Source organism: Streptomyces spinosisporus, from assembly GCF_022698145.1.
Taxonomy (GTDB): Bacteria; Actinomycetota; Actinomycetes; order Streptomycetales; family Streptomycetaceae; genus Streptomyces; species Streptomyces spinosisporus.
This window is the reverse complement of record NZ_JALDAX010000009.1, coordinates 318,197-337,162: the sequence shown is the minus strand read 5'-3', so window position 1 is coordinate 337,162 and position 18,966 is coordinate 318,197. Positions and strand designations below refer to the sequence as shown.

Annotated in this window: 17 protein-coding genes; 13 read left to right on the top strand and 4 right to left on the bottom strand. The window is 71.4% G+C overall.

Going from position 1 to position 18,966, the window contains the following annotated elements:
* The first annotated feature begins 89 nt into the window (after positions 1-89).
* From MQN93_RS24635 to MQN93_RS24625, 3 genes are read left to right on the top strand one after another with little or no spacing between them, the layout of a single operon-like run.
* Positions 90-1,718, top strand: a complete 1,629-nt coding sequence (locus MQN93_RS24635; protein ID WP_242711299.1) for a (2,3-dihydroxybenzoyl)adenylate synthase — start codon at positions 90-92, stop codon at positions 1,716-1,718.
* Positions 1,708-2,763, top strand: a complete 1,056-nt coding sequence (locus MQN93_RS24630) for a FecCD family ABC transporter permease (RefSeq protein WP_242711298.1) — start codon at positions 1,708-1,710, stop codon at positions 2,761-2,763. Before MQN93_RS24635 ends, MQN93_RS24630 begins: the two co-directional genes overlap by 11 nt.
* A complete protein-coding gene (locus tag MQN93_RS24625) occupies positions 2,760-3,815 on the top strand; it encodes a FecCD family ABC transporter permease (protein ID WP_242711297.1) in 1,056 nt (351 codons plus the stop codon). The genes MQN93_RS24630 and MQN93_RS24625 overlap by 4 nt, the downstream gene beginning before the upstream one ends.
* Before the next feature lie 308 nt (positions 3,816-4,123).
* Here MQN93_RS24625 and MQN93_RS24620 read toward each other — a convergent pair whose 3' ends face one another.
* Together MQN93_RS24620 and MQN93_RS24615 are read right to left on the bottom strand one after the other, a co-directional pair.
* Positions 4,124-5,236 carry a GNAT family N-acetyltransferase gene (locus tag MQN93_RS24620; protein ID WP_242711296.1) on the bottom strand — a complete coding sequence of 371 codons (1,113 nt, stop codon included), beginning with the start codon at positions 5,234-5,236 and terminating at the stop codon, positions 4,124-4,126.
* A 469-nt stretch (positions 5,237-5,705) separates the two neighbouring features.
* Positions 5,706-6,503 carry an SAM-dependent methyltransferase gene (locus tag MQN93_RS24615; protein WP_278191149.1) on the bottom strand — a complete coding sequence of 266 codons (798 nt, stop codon included), beginning with the start codon at positions 6,501-6,503 and terminating at the stop codon, positions 5,706-5,708.
* 266 nt (positions 6,504-6,769) lie between these two features.
* Here MQN93_RS24615 and MQN93_RS24610 point away from each other — a divergent pair, with 266 nt between their 5' ends.
* A complete protein-coding gene (locus MQN93_RS24610) occupies positions 6,770-8,011 on the top strand; it encodes a PP2C family protein-serine/threonine phosphatase (protein WP_242711295.1) in 1,242 nt (413 codons plus the stop codon).
* A gap of 41 nt (positions 8,012-8,052) precedes the next feature.
* Here MQN93_RS24610 and MQN93_RS24605 read toward each other — a convergent pair whose 3' ends face one another.
* Positions 8,053-8,484: an ATP-binding protein gene (locus tag MQN93_RS24605; RefSeq protein ID WP_242711294.1), complete on the bottom strand. Its 432-nt coding sequence runs from the start codon at positions 8,482-8,484 to the stop codon at positions 8,053-8,055.
* A 201-nt stretch (positions 8,485-8,685) separates the two neighbouring features.
* On the opposite strand from MQN93_RS24605, the gene MQN93_RS24600 reads away from it, so the two are divergent.
* The 9 genes from MQN93_RS24600 to MQN93_RS24560 all read left to right on the top strand — a co-directional run bounded on the left by MQN93_RS24600 (position 8,686) and on the right by MQN93_RS24560 (position 18,355).
* Entirely contained in the window at positions 8,686-9,567 is an 882-nt protein-coding gene (locus MQN93_RS24600) for a Sco1979 family transcriptional regulator (protein WP_016433579.1), read from the top strand.
* Positions 9,564-9,824, top strand: coding sequence for a DUF397 domain-containing protein (locus MQN93_RS24595; RefSeq protein ID WP_242711293.1), 261 nt, complete (start codon positions 9,564-9,566; stop codon positions 9,822-9,824). Before MQN93_RS24600 ends, MQN93_RS24595 begins: the two co-directional genes overlap by 4 nt.
* Before the next feature lie 57 nt (positions 9,825-9,881).
* Positions 9,882-10,688 (top strand): SAM-dependent methyltransferase, encoded by an 807-nt coding sequence (locus tag MQN93_RS24590; RefSeq protein WP_242711292.1) that lies wholly within the window; start codon positions 9,882-9,884, stop codon positions 10,686-10,688.
* Between the two features lie 105 nt (positions 10,689-10,793).
* Positions 10,794-11,558 carry a YqjF family protein gene (locus MQN93_RS24585; RefSeq protein WP_242711325.1) on the top strand — a complete coding sequence of 255 codons (765 nt, stop codon included), beginning with the start codon at positions 10,794-10,796 and terminating at the stop codon, positions 11,556-11,558.
* 38 nt (positions 11,559-11,596) lie between these two features.
* Positions 11,597-12,823 carry an MFS transporter gene (locus MQN93_RS24580; protein ID WP_234024378.1) on the top strand — a complete coding sequence of 409 codons (1,227 nt, stop codon included), beginning with the start codon at positions 11,597-11,599 and terminating at the stop codon, positions 12,821-12,823.
* A gap of 315 nt (positions 12,824-13,138) precedes the next feature.
* Positions 13,139-15,520, top strand: a complete 2,382-nt coding sequence (locus MQN93_RS24575; RefSeq protein ID WP_242711291.1) for an ATP-binding cassette domain-containing protein — start codon at positions 13,139-13,141, stop codon at positions 15,518-15,520.
* 64 nt (positions 15,521-15,584) lie between these two features.
* Positions 15,585-16,265, top strand: a complete 681-nt coding sequence (locus tag MQN93_RS24570) for a class I SAM-dependent methyltransferase (RefSeq protein ID WP_242711290.1) — start codon at positions 15,585-15,587, stop codon at positions 16,263-16,265.
* A 38-nt stretch (positions 16,266-16,303) separates the two neighbouring features.
* Entirely contained in the window at positions 16,304-17,155 is an 852-nt protein-coding gene (locus tag MQN93_RS24565) for an AraC family transcriptional regulator (RefSeq protein ID WP_242711289.1), read from the top strand.
* A 774-nt stretch (positions 17,156-17,929) separates the two neighbouring features.
* On the top strand, positions 17,930-18,355 hold the full coding sequence (locus tag MQN93_RS24560) for a VOC family protein (protein WP_242711288.1): 426 nt from the start codon (positions 17,930-17,932) through the stop codon (positions 18,353-18,355).
* Here MQN93_RS24560 and MQN93_RS24555 read toward each other — a convergent pair.
* The gene (locus MQN93_RS24555; protein ID WP_242711287.1) at positions 18,334-18,963 is read right to left on the bottom strand and encodes a hypothetical protein; all 630 of its coding nucleotides are present in this window, start codon (positions 18,961-18,963) and stop codon (positions 18,334-18,336) included. The genes MQN93_RS24560 and MQN93_RS24555 overlap by 22 nt on opposite strands.
* Between the last annotated feature and the right edge of the window lie 3 nt (positions 18,964-18,966).

Below are 18,966 nucleotides of genomic sequence, written 5' to 3'. Positions count from 1 at the left end.
GAATCGATCGTCCGTCCAGGGTCACTTCCAGGCTTGACCCTGATCACTTCTTAGGCAAGCCTTTCCTAAACAGCAGGCGGGAGTTGAGCATGCTCGACGGATGGGTGCCCTGGCCGGACGAGGTGGCGGCGCGCTACCGGGCCGAGGGGTACTGGGCCGGCCGGCCGCTGGACCGGCTGCTCAGGGATCAGGCCGAACGCGCCCCGGAACGGATCGCGCTCGTCGACGCCGAGGGCGACCGGTGGACCTACGCCGAACTCGACGCGCGCGCCGACCGCACGGCCGCCGGACTGCGTCGGCTCGGCATCGGCGGCGGGGACCGGGTGATCGTCCAACTGCCCAACACCGACGCCTTCGTGGTGCTGTTCTTCGCCCTGCTGAGGGCCGGGGCCGTGCCGGTGCTGACGCTGCCCGCGCACCGGGAGAGCGAGATCGTGCACGTCGCCGAGGTGTCGGGGGCGATCGCGTACGCCGTCCCCGACGTCCATGACGGCTTCGACCACCGCACCCTCGCCCGTGCGCTGCGCAAGGCGGTGCCGTCCGTGGAGCACGTGCTGGTGGCCGGGGAGGCCGCGGAGTTCACCCCGCTCGCCGACATCGACGCCGAGCCGGTCCCGCTTCCCGTGCCGGACCCCTCGGACGTGGCGCTCCTGCTGCTCTCCGGCGGCACGACGGGCAAGCCGAAGCTGATCCCGCGCACCCACGACGACTACACCTACAACGTCCGTGCCAGCGCGCAGACGTGTGGCTTCGACAGCTCGACCGTCTATCTCGTGGTGCTGCCGACGGCGCACAACTTCGCGCTCGCCTGCCCGGGCCTTCTCGGCACCCTGATGGCGGGCGGCACCGTGGTCCTGTCCCCCACCCCGAGCCCCGAGGACGCCTTCGCACTGATCGAACGCGAGAAGGTCACCGTCACCGCGGTGGTCCCACCGATCGCCCTGCTGTGGCTGGACGCCGTGGAGTGGGAGGAGGCCGACCTGTCCTCACTGCGGCTGCTCCAGGTCGGCGGCTCCAAGCTGGGCGCCGAACCGGCCGCCCGGGTCCGGCCCGTCCTCGGCTGCACCCTGCAGCAGGTCTTCGGCATGGCCGAGGGACTGCTCAACTACACCCGTCTGGACGACCCTTCGGAGCTGGTCGTCGGCACCCAGGGCCGCCCGCTCTCCCCCGCCGACGAGATCAGGGTGGTCGACGAGGACGGCCACGACGTGACTCCGGGCGCGACCGGCGAGCTGCTCACGCGCGGGCCCTACACCCTGCGCGGCTACTACCGGGCGCCCGGGCACAACGCCCGCACCTTCACCGACGACGGCTACTACCGCACCGGCGACCTGGTCCGGGTCCTGCCCACCGGTCATCTCGTCGTGGAGGGCCGCGCCAAGGACCAGATCAACCGGGGCGGCGACAAGATCTCCGCCGAGGAGCTGGAGAACCACATCCTGGCCCATCCGGGCGTGCACGACGCCGCCGTGGTCGGCATGCCCGACGCGACGATGGGCGAACGCACCTGCGCCTACCTCGTACCGCGCGGACAGGCGCCCACACACCGGGAGTTGACCGCGTTTCTCACCGAACGGGGCGTCGCCGCCTACAAGTTGCCGGACCGGGTGGAGGTCGTGGACGCCTTCCCGCGCACCTCCGTCGGCAAGATCGACAAGAAGGCGCTCGGCCGCACGATCGCCGAACGACTCAGCGCGGAGGGCGCCGGTGGCGACTAAGGCCCCCACGGCCCCACTTGAGGAACAGACACGCTCGCCCCTGCGGAAGCGGACCTCGACGCGCACACTGGCCGTGCTCGGCACGCTGGTCCTGCTGCTCACGGCCATCGCGCTGAGCCTGGCCGTCGGGTCACGCTCGCTGTCGTTGGACACGGTCGTGCACGCGTTGCTGCACGACGACGGCTCGACCGCGAGTTCCGTCGTGTGGGACGTACGGATGCCCCGCACCCTCGCCGGTGTCGCGGCCGGAGCCGCGCTGGGCGTCGCGGGTGCGCTGATCCAGGCGCTGACCCGCAACCCGCTGGCGGATCCCGGGCTGCTGGGGATCAACGCGGGTGCCGCCACCGGAGTGGTGCTGTCCCTCACGGCGCTGGGTCTGACCAGCATGTGGGCGTCGGTGTGGTTCGCCATGGCGGGAGCGGTGGTGGCGGGCCTGCTGGCGTACTCGCTCGCATCGGGCGGACGCGGTGGCGCCACGCCGGAGCGGCTCGCGCTGGGCGGCGCGGTGATCGCCGCGGTGTTCACGGGCGTCAGCCAGACCCTGATGCTGCTCGACGCGCAGGCCCTCGACCAACTGCGGTTCTGGAGCGTGGGATCCCTGGCCCGGGCCGACAGCGGAACCCTCACGACGATCATGCCGTTCGTGGTGGCCGGGCTCGTGCTGGCGCTCGCGCTGGTGCGGCCGCTGAACGCACTGGCCCTGGGCGACGACGCCGCGCGCGCCCTCGGCGCGCATCTGGACCGCACCCGCTTCCTCGGGCTGCTGGCCGTGACGCTGCTGTGCGGCGCCGCGACCTCCGCCGTCGGTCCCCTGGTCTTCGTCGGCCTCGCCGTACCGCACATGGCCCGCATGATCGCCGGGGCCGACCAGCGCTGGACGCTCCCGCTGTCCATGCTCCTCGCCCCCGCGCTCCTGCTCTACGCGGATGTCCTCGGCCGGGTCGTGGTCCGGCCCGACGAGCTCGACGCGGGCGTGGTCACCGCGGTGATCGGTGCCCCGCTGTTCATCGCGCTCGTCCGGCATCGCAGGGTGGTGACGGCATGACCACGGCCCTGAGCAGCCGGACGTATGTCGTCCGCAGCAGGTCGAGACGGCTGTCGCTGCGGGTGGACGTACGGACGGTCTTTGTGTGCCTGCTGGTGCTGGCCGCCACCGCCGGAGTGGGCGTACTCGCCCTGGGTACAGGGGAGTTCGCGATCTCCCCGGCCGACGTCGTACGCACACTGCTCGGCAACGGCAGCCGGCAGACCGACTTCGTGGTCAACGAACTCCGCCTCCCCCGCCTGCTGACGGGCATGCTGGTCGGTGCGGCACTGGGGGTGAGCGGTGCCCTCTTCCAGAGCCTGTCGCGCAATCCGCTCGGCAGCCCCGACATCGTCGGCTTCACCTACGGCTCCGCCACCGGAGGCCTGCTGGTCGTGCTGGTCGTGGGCGGGAGCGGTGGGCAGATCGCACTTGGCGCGGTGGGCGGTGGTCTGGCGACGGCCCTGCTAGTGTACCTGCTCGCCTGGCGGCACGGCATCCACGGCTACCGGCTCGTCCTGGTCGGCATCGGGGTGAGCGCCCTGCTGCAGGGCGTGAACGCCTATCTGCTGGCGAAGGCCCGCTTCACACAGGCCGCCCAGGCGATGGTGTGGCTCAACGGCAGCCTCAACGGGCGCGGTTGGCAGGACGTGCGGCCCGCCGCACTGGGCCTGGTTGTGGTGCTGCCGCTGGTCGCGCTGGCGGCGGGCAGGCTGAAGATCCTGGAGATGGGTGACGACGTCGCGGGCGGCCTCGGGGTCTCGGTCCAGCGCGCCCGGCTGCTGATCCTGGTCCTGGCCACGGCGGCCTGCGCGGTGGCCACCGCCGCCGCGGGCCCGATCCCCTTCGTCGCCCTCGTCGCCCCCCAGCTGGCCCGGCGCCTCACCCACGCCCCCGGCCCCAACCTCGCCGCCGCCACCTGCACCGGCGCCCTCCTCGTGGTCACCGCCGACTACACCTCCCAACGCCTCCACGCCACGACCCAACTACCGGTAGGCGTGGTGACAGCCGTACTCGGCGGCCTCTACCTGGGACTACTGCTGCGCAGGCAACGGCGGTCGGGGCACATCTGAGGGGGCCCCTCCGGGGGTTGGCGGAATCAAGTGTGCCCGGCGGGCCGCCCTACCCCGGGCCGAGCGAGCCGGGCGGGCCGTATCCCTCTCGCAAACACCTGCCGGGCAAGCCGAGCCTGCCACGCGCGCCGGGCGGACGGGCAGCCTCCGAGTAGCGCCCGCCCCACGGACGGGCCGCGGCCCAGGGTCGCCCGCCGGACCGACCGACCCCGAACAACCCCCGCCCAACGAACGAACCGACACCGAGAACACCCGCCGCGAGGCCACGCGCGGCGCCGCCCCGGCGTCGACGGACAGGTCGGACGGACTCAGGGAGTGCGGGACCCCGTAGAGCCGGAGCCCTGTCGGGAGGTGCGCAGTGTGCCGAGGGTTTTCAGTAGGCGGTCGGCGGGGGCGCGTAGTTCGGGGTGGGCGTTCACCGTGTTGCGCAGGCCCCGCACGGGTCTGCGCCACAGCTGGTGGGCGGCCGCGACCGGGTGCGGCCGGCTGGCGAATCCTTCCGCCACGCGCAGCTCGCGGGTCTTGAGCCAGTCCTTGTACTCCTTGTCGCCGCGCCCCAGGTCGAGCAGCGTCACGCCGTTGCGAGCCGCCGCCTCGGCGGTGCGCAGATGCATCATCAGCCCCGGTGAGTAGTAGTGCAGCTCAGGGTCGTAGGCGGTGAACCAGGCGGCCAGCACGGTGCGCGAGCGCGGCCCGAAGTGCGCCGCGACCGGCCGGTCACCGGCGTACAGCACGGACAGCACGCCGGTGAAGTGCTCCTCGCGCACCTGGTGGAGGTGGTTGACCAGATCGACGATCCACGGCCGCGCGAACCGGTCCATCCGCCCCGTCCTGCGGTACTGCGCGGACTTCCACTGCATCAGCCGCCGCAGCATCCGCGGATCGCGCTCGTCGAACTCGAAGCGCACCTCTCCCAGGTCGCGCCCGAGGCGCCGCTCCTTCTTCAGCGTGGTCTTGGCCAGCCCCGGATACGCGCCGCGCAGCCACGGCGCGTACCCGCTCTCGTCGGGCTTGAGATCGACCACCGGGGAGGCGAACAGGCCCGTCACATACCGGCCGAACGGTCTCTGCTCCTCGACGAGATGATCGAACTCGAACACGGAAAGCCCGCAGGCCTTCAGCAGCTCCTGGGTGTCCCAGGTGACCCCCGGCCGGTGGACGAGCGCCTGGCAGTCGGACAGGCCGAGTCCGACGGCACGGCCGACGCCGAGAGCATTGCGTTCGTACGGAAGGAATCCGACCGATTCTCCCCCCTCGTGCAGGACCGCGATCCGCGTCCCGGCGCGATATCTGCCGATCCCGAGGGCGAACTCCGGGGCCAGGAAAGGATTGGCGTACTCGAGCGACTGATCCATCGCTCTGTGCCAGGCCGCTTGCAGCGAGGCGCTCAGGTCGTCGGTTCTGTGGATGGTGATGTCCACGTCAGATCATCCGCCCTTCCGCAGGCTCCCCGAAGAACGATCCGACCGCAGCACAGGCCGGCTGAGTGTGTGGACCCCTGTTCATCGATCGCATCGGCGACCGCTCCCCCCGTGACGTCCCCCCGCGACGCGCTGTCCGCGTCCTACCACTTCTTCGAGTATCTGCCGGTTCCACGCCGTATGCACGGTCGTTGCGCGGTCGGCCCTCCGGTTCCGAACTGTCCACCGAGGACCAAACCTCGCGAAACAGTACGCATGTTGTCAAGAGTGCCTGCCGCAACAAAGACCGCACTGTGACGAGGTGCCGCGATCCGGTCAGTTCGATCTCCGGTCAGGTGTCGACCGGGCGCGGCGCAGGTGGCCCGGTTCGGCGACCGGCAGTGGCCGGAACTGGACTGCCGGCCGCCTGGAAGGCGCAGATCCAGTGCTGACCAGCAGTGCCGACCAGCACCGCTGAGCGGATGCCGGCTTATGCGCCCTTGCGGCCGACTCCCGCGTACACCCAGTACTCCGACGGGTTGTCCGGGATGTGGTCGTCGGGGTCCGGGCGCCACAGGGGGACGTAGACCAGGCCCGGGTCCACCAGCTCGAAGCCGTCGAAGAGGCCGAGGATCTCGTCGTGGGAGCGGGCGGTGACGGGAGAGGTGGCCCGGGAGCGGTAGAGCCTGCCGACGGCGTCCGCGGTGTTCGGACGGTCCTGGTTGGTGGCATGGGTCAGCGCCAGCCAGCCGCCGTCGGGCAGGGCGTCGCGGAAGGCGGTGACGATCCCGGCCGGGTTCTCCTCGGGCGAGATGAAGTGCAGGATCGTGATCATCAGTACGGCGACGGGCCGGTCGAAGTCGATCAGCTTGCGCACCTGCGGCGAGCCGAGGATGTCGGCCGGCCGCCGGATGTCCGCGTCGACGATGTCCGCGTCCGGGTTGTCGGCGAGCAGCGAGGCGCTGTGGGCCACCGCGACGGGGTCGTTGTCGACGTAGACGACCCGGGCGCCCGGGCTGGCCGCCTGCGCCACCTCGTGGACATTGCCCTGGGTGGGGATGCCCGAGCCGAGGTCGATGAACTGGCGCACCCCGGAGTCGACCAGGAAGCGCACGGCGCGGCCGAGGAAGGCGCGGTTGGCGCGGGCCAGGGTGCGCACCTGGGGGTCGATGGCCGTGAAGGCCGCCAGGGCCTCGCGGTCGATGGCGAAGTTGTGCTGACCGCCCATCATGGCGTCGTACATCCGGGCGACACTCGCCTTGTCCGGATCGGTCCCCGGCGGAATCATTGCGTTGTCCGGCACTGCAACTCCCTCTGCGACCAGGGGCCTTGACGCCTCATCATATAGTTGCGTAACGACGCGCGACGAGCCACCCACTTCGCCGTGCGCCCCGGAGCCCCCCACCCGGAAAGGCACGACCCCTGCGGAACGAACCACGCAGCCGCGCCGACGACGCCCCGACCGCCCAGCCCCCACCACGGCGTTCGGTCTTCTCCCCCGCTGCCGACGTCATCGGTTCGGAACTCGACCTCGGGCTGACCGGCACCCACGTCGTGCACGCGCTCACCCCCGGCTTCTGCGACGCGGCCTCGGTCTATCTGCTGGAGCGCTGGGTGCGCGAGGAGAACGTCTACCCGGCCGCGGATCCGCCCCAGATAGAGGCCCGCCGTCTCGCGCTGCGGGTGGGGACGGACGCGGCGGAGTCGTGGGAGGGGCTGCTGCCGGCCGGCGAGGTGATCGTCTTCCCGCGCGGGACGCCGTACGCACGCGCTCTGGCCGACGGGCACACGCAGTTGCTGGACGCGGTGGACACCCACACCTCCGAGCGGCTGATCGCCTCCGGGCGCGGCGACGCACGGATCGACGACCTGCTGCACACGGCGTCCTTTCTCGTCGTCCCGCTCCATCTGCGGGGCACCGCGGTCGGCTTCGTCGCCTGCACCCGCGGTCCCGACCGTGACCCCTTCCGGCCCGGGGACGTCGTGGCCGTGGAGTGGCTGGCGGCCCGGGCCGCCATCGCCCTGGACAACGCGCGCCGCTACGAGCGCGAGCGCCGCACCGCCCTGGCCATCCGGGGCAGCCTGCTGCCCGGCTCCTCCCAGGAGGTCGAGGGGTGCCGCATCGCCCACGGCTGTCTGCCCGCCGGACAGGGCAACATCATCGGCGGCGACTGGTTCGACGTGCTGAAGCGGCCGGGTGACCGGGCCGGTCTCGTCGTCGGGGACGCCATGGGGCACGGCCCGGAGTCCGCCGTCGCGATGATCCAACTGCGCACCGCCGTCCGGACGTTGGCGGGGCTCGACATCCCCGCCGCGGATCTCGTACGGCGTCTGGACGCGCTCGCCTCGGAGACTCCCGGAGCCTCCTTCGCGACCTGTATCTACGCCGAGTGGGACGCCCGCGCGCGCACCTGCACGCTCGTGGGTGCGGGCCATCCGCCCCCACTGCTGCGCGGCCCGGACGGCCGGACCGGCCCGGTGGCGCTCTCCAGTCCCGGCCTGCCCCTCGGGCTCGGCACGGGCAGCTACGAGGCCACCGTGCTGACCCTGGACGAACCTGCCCTGCTCGTGCTCTACAGCGACGGCCTGGTCGAGTCCCGCGGCATGGACATCGACCAGGAGATCAACCGCCTCGCACGCGCCCTGGACGCGGCGGCCCTCGAACCCGGGGCGGTCGCCGACGAGCAGAACCGGCTGCGGTCGATGTGCCAACGGCTGCTGCACTCCCCCTCCACAGCGGCCGGTGCCGACGACCGCACTCTGCTGCTCGCCGAGCTCACCCCCAAGAAGGAGTGACTCGCTCCCGGACATGAGTGAGCTCGGCGCGACCGGCAGGATCAGACCGTCCTCAGGTTCGCCCACACGGCGTTACCGCCGGTGAGTCGTGACCGGTCGATGCCCCAGCTGTCCGCGATCGCCTCCACGAGGAGCAGTCCGCGGCCCCCCTCGTCCTCGGGTCCGGGCTCGCAGCGGGGCAGTTCGCGGCCCGAGCGGTCGTGATCGTGCACCTCGAGGCGGAGGCACTCGTCGGTGACGAGTCCGATCCCGCACAGGATGCGTGCGCTGAGGGTGTGGCGCAGGGCGTTGGTGGCCAGTTCGGACACGAGCAGGACGGCGTCCGCGCACAGGTCGGCCGGCAGCCGCCAGGCGCTCAGCCGGGCGCTCACGGAGCGGCGGGCGACTTTGATGCTGGAGCGCTGCGGCGGCAGTTCGAGCCAGTGCGTTCGTTCCTGGGTTGCTGCGTCTAAGAGCTGTGGGGAGGAAGTCATGTGGGGGGACACGGCAGTTGCCTTCCGGGGAGAGCGGGCGCACCGTGATCGTCGAAACGATTCACGCAAGTAACTATGCTCACAGGGCAGTTCAACCTGCAACCGGCTGCCTGATAATTTCATTGGGTCGGTATCGAACTGGTGGCTTCACCAAGTCGCCATCAGTGCCGTACTTGTGACAGTCCCTCAGGAGGTAAGGGCGTGAACGAAGGCCGGTCGGGCACGGGCAACAACAGCCCCAGTGCTCCCACCGTTCTCCGCATGATCCTCGGCCGACGGCTGCAGGAGCGGCGCCAGGACGCGGGCGTCTCCCTCGACGACGCGTCCAAGGCGTTGCGGGTGACAGCCCTGACCATCCGCCGGCTGGAGAAGGCGGAAGTCTCACTCAAACCCCTCTATGTGGAGAAGCTGCTCGAAACCTATGGAGCCGACCGGCAGGAGATCGACGAGTTCGTCGCCTTCGCGGAGCGGGCCAACGAGCCCGGCTGGTGGCACGTGTACCGCGACGCGCTGCCGGACTGGTTCCGCGCCTATGTGAGCCTGGAGACCGGGGCCACGACCCTGCGCACCTACGAGCCCCACTATGTGACGGGACTTCTCCAGACACCGCGCTACGCCCGCGAGGTGCTGCGCGGCGGCCTGCCGAACGGCAGCGAGGAGGACCTGGACCGACGGGTCGATCTGCGGCTGCGCCGCCAGAGCCTGCTGGACAGACCCGACGCGCCCACGCTGTGGGTGGTGATGGAAGAGGCCGTCCTGCACCGGGTGGTGGGCGGTCCCGAGGTGATGCGGGAGCAGATAGACCGGCTCCTGGAGGCCTCCGAGATGACGCACGTCAGCATCGACGTCGTGCCGTTCACGGCCGGCGCCCATGTCGGCGCGTGCGCGCCGTTCACCTACTTCCGCTTCGAGGAGCCGGAGTTGCCGGACGTCGTCTACAGCGAGGTCCTCTCCGGCGCCATGTACCTGGACCAGCGTTCGGATGTGGCGGCCCACCTGGAGGCGCACAACCGTATGTCCCTGCTGACCTCGGACGCGGACAGCAAGGCGCTCCTGAACCGCATGCGAAAGGAGTACTCATGACCGTCACCGACGGCCGTGTCTGCAATGTCTACAACGGGATGCCGGCGTCGGACCTCGGCGAGGTGGGCTGGGAGTCTCCATGGAGCGGACCCAACGGGGGCCAGTGTGTGCAGACCAAGCAACTCGCCGACGGCCGTGTGGCGCTCAGGCAGTCGACCGATCCTGCCGGACCCGCCCTGATCTACACCCCGGAAGAGATCACCGCGTTCGTCGCGGGAGTCAAACGGGGCCTCGCCGATCATCTGACGGCCGACTGACGCCACCCGGACCCACCACACCCCACACCCCCACCGCACATCACCGAAAGGCTCACGATGACCAGCTCGCACGCCGCGCGGGACATTGACACCAGCAGGCCCCACTCCGCCCGGATGTACGACTACTACCTCGGCGGCAAGGACCACTTCGAGGTCGACAAGCAGGCCGCGGAGGCCGTGGCCGAGGCCTACCCCGCGATCTTCGTGTGCGCCCGCGAGAACCGGGCGTTCATGCACCGTGCCACCCGTGTCCTCGCCCGGGAGCACGGCATCCGCCAGTGGCTGGACATCGGCACCGGCATCCCCACCGAGCCGAATCTGCACCAGGTGGCCCAGTCCGTGGTCCCCGAGGCGCGGGTGGTCTACGCCGACAACGACCCGCTCGTGCTCAAGTACGCCGAGCGCCTGATGCGCAGCACCACCCAGGGCCGCACCACGTACATCGAGGCGGACGTCAACGACCCGGCCTCGCTGCTCGACTCCCCCGAGCTGGCGGAGGTGCTGGACATGAACCGGCCCGTGGCCCTGTCGCTCAACGCCCTGATGCACTTCGTGCCGGACGCCCAGGACCCGTACGGCATCGTGGAGCGGCTGCTGGCCGTCCTTCCCTCGGGCAGTGCGCTGGCCCTGAGCCACTGCACGCCCGACTTCGACCCGGCGACCTGGCAGAAGGTCACCGACATCTACAACAATGCCGGTACGCCGGTGCAGTTCCGCTCGAAGCAGGACGTGGCCCGCTTCTTCGACGGGCTCGACCTGCTCGAGCCGGGGATCTCGGTCGGTCACCGCTGGCGTCCGGACGGCGAGTCCAGCGCCACGGACGCCGAGGTCAGCCTGTGGACCGGGGTGGGCATCAAGCCGTAGGGGTGCACCATCGGGGTGTGATGGCCCCGGTCCGCTGAGGGCCGGGGCCGTACGATGACCGCATCGAGACGGGACGTCCAGTTGGGCCGCACCACTAGGCAGGGCATGGAGATCGAGCCGGTCACCCCGACCACCCCACGTCCCGTGCGCCGGCCGGCACTGGTGCAGGGCTGGCACGAACTGACCTTTCTGCACTGGCCGGTCGAGCCGGAGCGGGTGGCCGGCCTGCTGCCCGCCGGGACCCGCCCGGACACCCTGGACGGGGTCACCTACGTCGGTCTCGTGCCGTTCCTCATGCGTGGCGTGGGCCTCGGCCCCGGGCCGGGGCTGCCGTATCTCGGAACGTTCTGCGAGACGAACGTACGGCTGTATTCGGTGGACGAACGGGGCCGCCGCGGGGTCGTGTTCCGGTCGCTGGACGCGAGCCGTCTGCTGCCCGTGCTGGTGGGGCGGTTCGGCGTACGGCTGCCCTATGTGTGGTCGGCGATGCGGTTGCGCCGCGCGAACGGCGTGCTCACCTACACCTGCCGTCGTGGCGCTGCCGGGCGCGGACCCACGAGCCGTGTGGTGGTGCGGCCCGGCGCGCCGATGACGCGGCCCTCGCCGCTGGAGCTCTTCCTCACCGCACGCTGGGGCATGCACGTCTCCTGGCACGGCCGCACCGTGCACATTCCCAACGAGCACGCGCCGTGGCCGCTGCACCGGGCCGAACTACTGGGCCTGGACGACGACTTGGTCACCGCGGCGGGCCTGCCGCGGATGACGGAGCCGCCGGTGAGCGTGCTGTACTCGCCGGGGGTGTCGGTCCGGTTCGGGAGGCCGGACACCGTGGGGTCGCGGACAACTGATCACCGAATGATCAGGAATTGAGAAGCGCGGGCCGACGTGACGCCTCTAGCGTGGCCAGGGTGATCAGACGCCTCGTCCCGTCCGCCTACCGGCCGGTGCTCGCCAACCGGGTGTTCCGGCGGCTGTTCCTCGGCTTCGGGGTCTCGTATCTCGGGGACGGCATGAGTTTCGTCGCCGTGGCCTGGCTCGCCATCGAACTCGCACCTCAGGGGGCGCAGGGGCTGTGGGTGGGCGGTGCGGTCGCGGCGTACACCCTGCCGGGCGTGGCCGGGGCGCTGCTGCTCGGTCGCCGGTTGCGCGGGGTGCCGGCCAAGCGGCTCCTCATGGCCGACAGCGTGGTGCGCGGGGTGTTCATCGGGGTCGTGCCGCCGGCCTGGTTCGCCGGGGTGCTGACGCCGCCGCTGTACGTCGCGCTGCTCGCCGTCTCCTCGTTGCTGCACGCGTGGGGCAGTGCGGGCAAGTACACCCTGATCGCCGAGTTGCTGCCCGAGGAGCAGCGGCTCGCCGCGAACACCCTCGTCAGCTCGCTCAACTTCTCCGCCACGATCGCCGGCCCGGCCCTCGCCGGTGTGCTGGTGACCTATGCGAGCTCCGCCCTGGTGCTGGGTCTGGACGCGCTGACGTATGTGTTCCTCGCCGTGCTCGTCGTACGGACCCGGCTGCCGGAGTCGGGGCGGGTCTCCGCCGTCGACCAGGCGGCCGCCCGCGGTGGGCTCGCGCTGCTGCGGGCGCGCCCCGAACTGCTCGGTCTGCTCACCCTCACCTGGTTCTTCAACTTCCTCTACGGCCCGGTCGAGGTCGCCCTGCCGCTGCATGTGACCGACGACCTGCACGCGCCGGGCACGCTGCTGGGCCTGTACTGGATGCTGTTCGGCGTCGGCGCCGTCCTGGGTTCGCTGGCGGTCGGCGCGCTGCGGCAGCTGCCGCTGTGGCCCGTGACGGTCACCATCGTGATCGCCTGGGGGCTCACCCTGCTGCCCTTCGGACTCGACGCCCCGACGCCCCTCACCGTCGTCTGCTTCACCCTCGGGGGCGTGATCTACGGGCCCTTCGTGGCGCTCTCGATGACCCTCCTGCAGGCGAAGTCGCCGCCCCAGCACCTCTCCGTGATGCTCGCCGCCAACAACGCGGTCCTCCTCACCGCCTCCCCCCTCGGCACAGCCCTCGGCGGCCCCCTCACCACCACCCTGGGCCCCGCCACCACCCTCGGCACCTCAGGCCTCACCACAGTCGCCCTGGGCACCTCCGCCTGCGTCCTGCTGGCGACTCGGCGGGGGTGGCGGTGAGGGGGGGTTGATGACCGGGCCCGGGCCGCAAGCGGCCCTGGGCCAGAAGCCCCAGGGCCGAAGGTGCGCGCCAGACCCAGTGGCCTGGTATGAGCACCGCCGCCGCGGGCCGGGGGTGGCGTGCGCCCCGTCGAGTGTGGGAGTCGGGGCCCGTGGGCGTGACCGGTCAGGAATCGAGAAGCGCCGGTTCTGCGGGCGCGGATAACGTGGGCGCAGACCGCTGAGTGGTCCTGAGCACCGCTGATACGACGACGTACGGATGCCTGCCGAAGACCGGCGCCCCGCAGCCGCCCCGGCCCGACGGATGGAGAGACGATGACCACCGCCAAGAGGACCGACGCGCAGTCGGCCGCGCTGCACGCCGCCGACAGCCACGACCTGATCCGCGTGCACGGCGCACGCGAGAACAACCTCAAGGACGTCAGCATCGAGATCCCGAAGCGCCGGCTGACGGTGTTCACCGGTGTCTCCGGCTCGGGCAAGAGCTCCCTGGTGTTCGACACGATCGCCGCGGAGTCGCAGCGCCTGATCAACGAGACGTACAGCGCCTTCGTGCAGGGCTTCATGCCGAACCTGTCGCGCCCCGAGGTCGACGTCCTGGACGGCCTGACCACCGCGATCAGCGTGGACCAGCAGCGCATGGGCGCCGACCCGCGCTCCACCGTCGGCACCGCCACCGACGCCAACGCCATGCTCCGCATCCTCTTCAGCCGACTCGGCAAGCCGTACGTCGGCCCGCCCGGAGCCTTCGCCTTCAACGTCCCCTCGGTCTCGGCGGCCGGCGCGATCCAGGTCGGCGGCGGCAAGAAGGAGAAGGTCACCTTCAACAAGGTCGGCGGCATGTGCCCGCGCTGCGAGGGCCGCGGCACGATCTCGGACCTCGACCTGACCCAGCTGTACGACGCCGAGAAGTCCATCAACGAGGGCGCCTTCACCATCCCCGGCTACACCGGCGGCGGCTGGAACTCACGCCTCTACGCGGAGTCCGGCTTCTTCGACCCGGACAAGCCGATCAGGAAGTTCACCAAGAAGGAACTGCACGACCTGCTGCACCGCGAGCCCACCCGGATGAAGATCGCGGGCATCAACATGACCTACGAGGGTCTGATCCCGCGCATCCAGAAGTCGATGCTGTCCAAGGACAAGGAGGCGATGCAGCCGCACATCAGGGCGTTCGTGGAGCGCGCGGTCACCTTCGCCGTCTGCCCCGACTGCGACGGCACCCGGCTCGCCGAGCACGCCCGCTCCTCGAAGATCGGGAAGATTTCCATCGCGGACGCCTGCCGGATGGAGATCAGGGATCTGGCCGACTGGGTGCGCGACCTCGCGGAGCCCTCGGTGGCGCCGCTGCTCACCGCGCTCCAGCAGACCCTCGACTCGTTCGTCGAGATCGGCCTCGGCTATCTCTCGCTCGACCGCCCCGCGGGCACGCTCTCCGGCGGCGAGGCGCAGCGCGTGAAGATGATCCGCCACCTCGGCTCCTCCCTCACCGACGTCACATACGTCTTCGACGAGCCCACCGCGGGCCTGCACCCGCACGACATCCAGCGCATGAACAACCTGCTGCTGCGCCTTCGCGACAAGGGCAACACCGTGCTCGTCGTGGAGCACAAGCCGGAGGTCATCGAGATCGCCGACCACGTCGTGGACCTCGGTCCCGGCGCCGGTACGGCGGGCGGCACCGTCTGCTACGAGGGCTCCCTCGACGGGCTGCGCGGCAGCGACACCGTCACCGGGCGCCACCTCGACGACCGGGCCTCGCTCAAGGACGAGGTGCGCAAGTCCACCGGCTCCCTGGAGATCCGCGGTGCCTCGGCGAACAATCTGCGGGACGTCGACGTGGACGTGCCGCTCGGCGTGCTCGCCGTGATCACCGGCGTCGCGGGCTCCGGCAAGAGCTCCCTGGTGCACGGTTCGATCCCCGAGGACCTCGGGGTGATCTCCGTCGACCAGAGCCCGATCCGCGGTTCACGGCGCAGCAACCCGGCGACGTACACGGGTCTGCTGGAGCCGATCCGCAAGGCGTTCGCCAAGGCCAACGGCGTCAAGCCCGCGCTGTTCAGCGCCAACTCCGAGGGTGCCTGCCCCACCTGCAACGGCGCCGGCGTCATCTACACCGACCTGGCGATGATGGCCGGGGTCGCCAGCACCTGCGAGGACTGCGAGGGCAAGCGGTTCGACGCGGCGGTCCTGGAGTACCGGCTCGGTGGCCGGGACATCTCCGAGGTCCTCGCGATGCCGGTGGCGGAGGCGCTGGAGTTCTTCGCCGAGGGCGAGGCCCGTACGCCGGCCGCGCACAAGATCCTCGAACGCCTCGCGGACGTCGGGCTCGGCTATCTCAGCCTCGGCCAGCCGCTGACCACGCTCTCTGGCGGTGAGCGCCAGCGTCTGAAGCTGGCCACGCACATGGCGGACAAGGGCGGGGTCTACGTCCTCGACGAGCCCACTACCGGTCTGCACCTCGCCGACGTCGAGCAACTGCTCGGTCTGCTCGACCGGTTGGTGGAGTCCGGCAAGTCGGTGATCGTCATCGAGCACCACCAGGCGGTGATGGCGCACGCCGACTGGATCATCGACCTCGGTCCCGGCGCCGGGCACGACGGTGGCCGTGTCGTCTTCGAGGGCACCCCGGCCGACCTGGTCGCCGCCCGCTCCACCCTCACCGGTCAGCACCTCGCGCAGTACGTGGGCGCCTGATCCCCACGGCGTGGCTCGCGGTCGGCCTTGACCCTGCCCCAGGGTGAAGGCCGACCGTGGCCGCATGGACGACGACACCCTCCTGGCGGAGCAGCTGGCGTACTACCGGGCGGGGGCGGACGAATACGACCGGCCCTACGTCCAGTACCCGGAGCTCCGGCGCCTGCTGACCGCGGTCGACGATCTCCCCGTCGCCGGGGATGTCCTGGAACTGGCCTGCGGAACGGGCCAGTGGACGCCGCTGCTCGCGGCACGGGCGCGGTCGGTGACGGCCGTCGACGCGGCACCCGAGGCACTGGCCCTGGCACGTAGGCGTACGACAGGGGCGGACGTCCGCTTCGTCGAGGCCGACCTGTTCGCCTGGCGGCCACCGCGGCGCTACGACACCGTGTTCTTCGCCTTCTGGCTCTCGCACGTCCCGCCTCGGCGGCTGCCCGCCTTCTGGGACTTCGTCGCCGACGCGCTCGCCCCGGGCGGCAGGGCGGTCTTCGTCGACGACGGTCCCGCGGGTGCCGCGTACGAGGACGTGCTCGCCGGGGCTCCGGTGCCGGCGGCGGTGCGGCGGCTCGACGACGGCAGCCGGCACCGCATCGTGAAGGTGTTCCACGACGCCCGGACGCTCACGGCCGACCTGAGCGCGCGCGGCTGGTCGGCCCGCATCCGGACGGTGGCGGGGCACTACATCGGCGTGGCGGAACCACCGGAAGCCGGTCCCCCAACGCCTCAACCGCATCCATATCCGTAGCCGTAGTGCCGTGTGCCCGTGCGCGGGACAATGGCCGTATGGGCGGCGAGATCGTGGACGAGGCGGTGCAGGCGGCGCCCGCGCCGCCGCTGCGAGGGCTGGTCGGCCGGTACACCGGCTACCGCCAGCGCGGTATGCCGCCCGCCCGGCACCGGGGGCTGCCGTCGCCGTGGCTGACCCTGATCATCACCCTCGACGAGCCGCTGAGCATCGCCGCCCATCCCGATCCGGGCGCCGCCCCCGGCGACTACGCCACGCTGCTGGGCGGCCTGCACCTCACACCCGCGCTGATCGAGATGCCGGGACGGCAGTCCGGGATCCAGGTCGCGGTCAGCCCACTCGGCGCGCGGGTCCTGCTGGGGCTGCCGGCGGGCGAACTGGCCGCGGCCGACGTCCACGCCGACGACGTACTGGGCGCGGACGTGCGCGAGGTCCACGAGCGGGTGCGCGAGGCGCCCGACTGGGCCGCCCGCTTCGCCGCCGTCGACGACTGGCTGCTGCGCCGCATGTCCCGGCACGAGGCCGCGCACCCGATCGCGACCCCGGTGGCGGACGCCTGGCACCTCCTCCTGTCGGCGCACGGTCTGCTACGGATCGACAGCCTGGCCGCCGAGACCTCCGTCAGCGAGCGACACCTGCGCAACCGCTTCCGCACCGAAATCGGCCTCACCCCCAAGGCAGCCGCCCGCGTCATCCGCTTCGACCGCACCCGACGCCGCCTCGCGTCCCGCCCCGACGCCATCGACCTCGCCCAACTCGCCGCCGACTGCGGCTACGCAGACCAGTCCCACCTCGACCGCGAGTTCTCAACCCTGGCCGCCTGCACCCCCACCAACTGGCTCGCCCAGGAACACCAGAACATCCGCTCCGGCCACCACCCACCCGCATGACCGACACCATCAAGGGGCCGCCCGCCCTCTGACCGGACACCACGGTCGACCGGTGCAGATGCTCCACCCCACCATCCGGGCATGCGTGCGCGCGACGAAGACACACCGCCCCGCCGGACCCCGCCAACAAGCCACCCGCCCCACGCATCCGGCCGCCCCTTCCCGGTCATGACCCGACGCCGCGACCGCACCCGCACCCGCACCCGCACCCGCCGGGCAGCCCACCCCAACGCAATCAACCTCGCGCGCCGTACCACCGACTGCCCCTACACAACCGACCCCACCCCGCCAACACCCCACACATCCGACCCGCCCTCCACATCCACGCCCCGGGCCGCGACTCACGCGCCACTACCCGGCAGCCCACCCCGGCGCCATCGACCCCGCACACCTCACCACCAATAGCGGCCACGCAGACCGGCCCCATCCCGACCGCGGCTTCTCGCCCCTAGCTGCCTGCAAGGCACACCCCCGCCAACCAATCACCGCCCACCCCACACACCCGGCCAACCCTCCGCACCCATGCCCCCGCCCTTCGACCCCATCCGAGGCACCTGACAGCCCACCCCGGCGCCATCAACCCCCCGCGCACCCCACCACCGACAGCCCCCTACACAGACCAGCCCCACCCCGACCGCCCCTTCTCCCCCAGCCGCCTGCAAGGCACACCCCGCAAGAGTTCCGAAACGTCCAATCCACGCACCGCCCGCCCGAGCGAAGCTGGTCAGGTCAACCCGACGAGACGGGCGCATGCCCGTGAGATGGAGGTACGCCATGGCTGAGACAACCCGCAGCACCAAGCAGCCGCCCGCCCCGCAGGTGTGGCCCACGTTCCGGGCGCGGGATGCCCGTGCGCTCATCCGTTTTCTTGTCGATGTCTTTGGCTTCGAGGAGACCGTGGTCCATGGCGACGGCGACCGGGTCGATCATGCTCAGCTCAGTTGGCCCGAGGGGGGTGGCGTCATGCTGGGTTCCGTGCGTGAGGGGGCGGAGGTGGCCGACGGGCCGACGCCGCCCGGTTCCTTCAGCGCGTACGTCGTCACTGCAGACCCGGACGGGGTGCACGCCCGGGCCAAGGAGGCGGGCGCGGAGATCGTCATGGATCTGCATGTCACCGACTACGGCTCCCGGGACTTCGCCGCCCGTGACCCGGAGGGGAACCGGTGGTACTTCGGCACCTACGCAGGAGAGCCGCGCTGAGGCTCGCCGACGGCCCCGTCGGGCAGGGCGGACCGTACGTCGATCGCCGTGAGCGCCAGTGCCAGCGGGCCGGGTGCCAAAAACGCGAGCGGTACGAGCATCCAGGCACACACGGCGGCCGTCGCGACCGCGAGGAGTACCAGGGCGCTGCCGCCCACGTCCCGTGAGGCCGCCCGGGCGGCCCCGCGGACGGCCGCCGGCCAGTCAGTGAGGGACTCGGGGCGGGCGCACGCCCGCAGGGCGACCACCGTGGCGCAGGCGCCGATCGCGGCGGCCACGGCGGCGAAGAGAGGTGCTCCCGGCAGCCCGGCACCCGCCAGGGCCAGGTCGGCGGCGAGCAGCAGCGCGCCCGTCAGGGCGACGAGTCCCGCCACCAGGTCGCCCGCCCACAGCCGCCGTCGCAGCAGGGCGAAGTAGCGCCCCGCGGTGGCGGGTTGGTCCTCCCGGGCGCCACGCAGCACCGCGCAGGCCGTCGACAGCGCGGCCGGCGCGGTCAGCAGGGGCAGGCACACGGCGGCGGTGGCGAGGCCGACGCTGAGCATGTCGGCGAACAGGGTCATACGGGGGCCGAAGACCTCACCGGGCTCCCGTGTCCGTGCTCGGCTCATCGT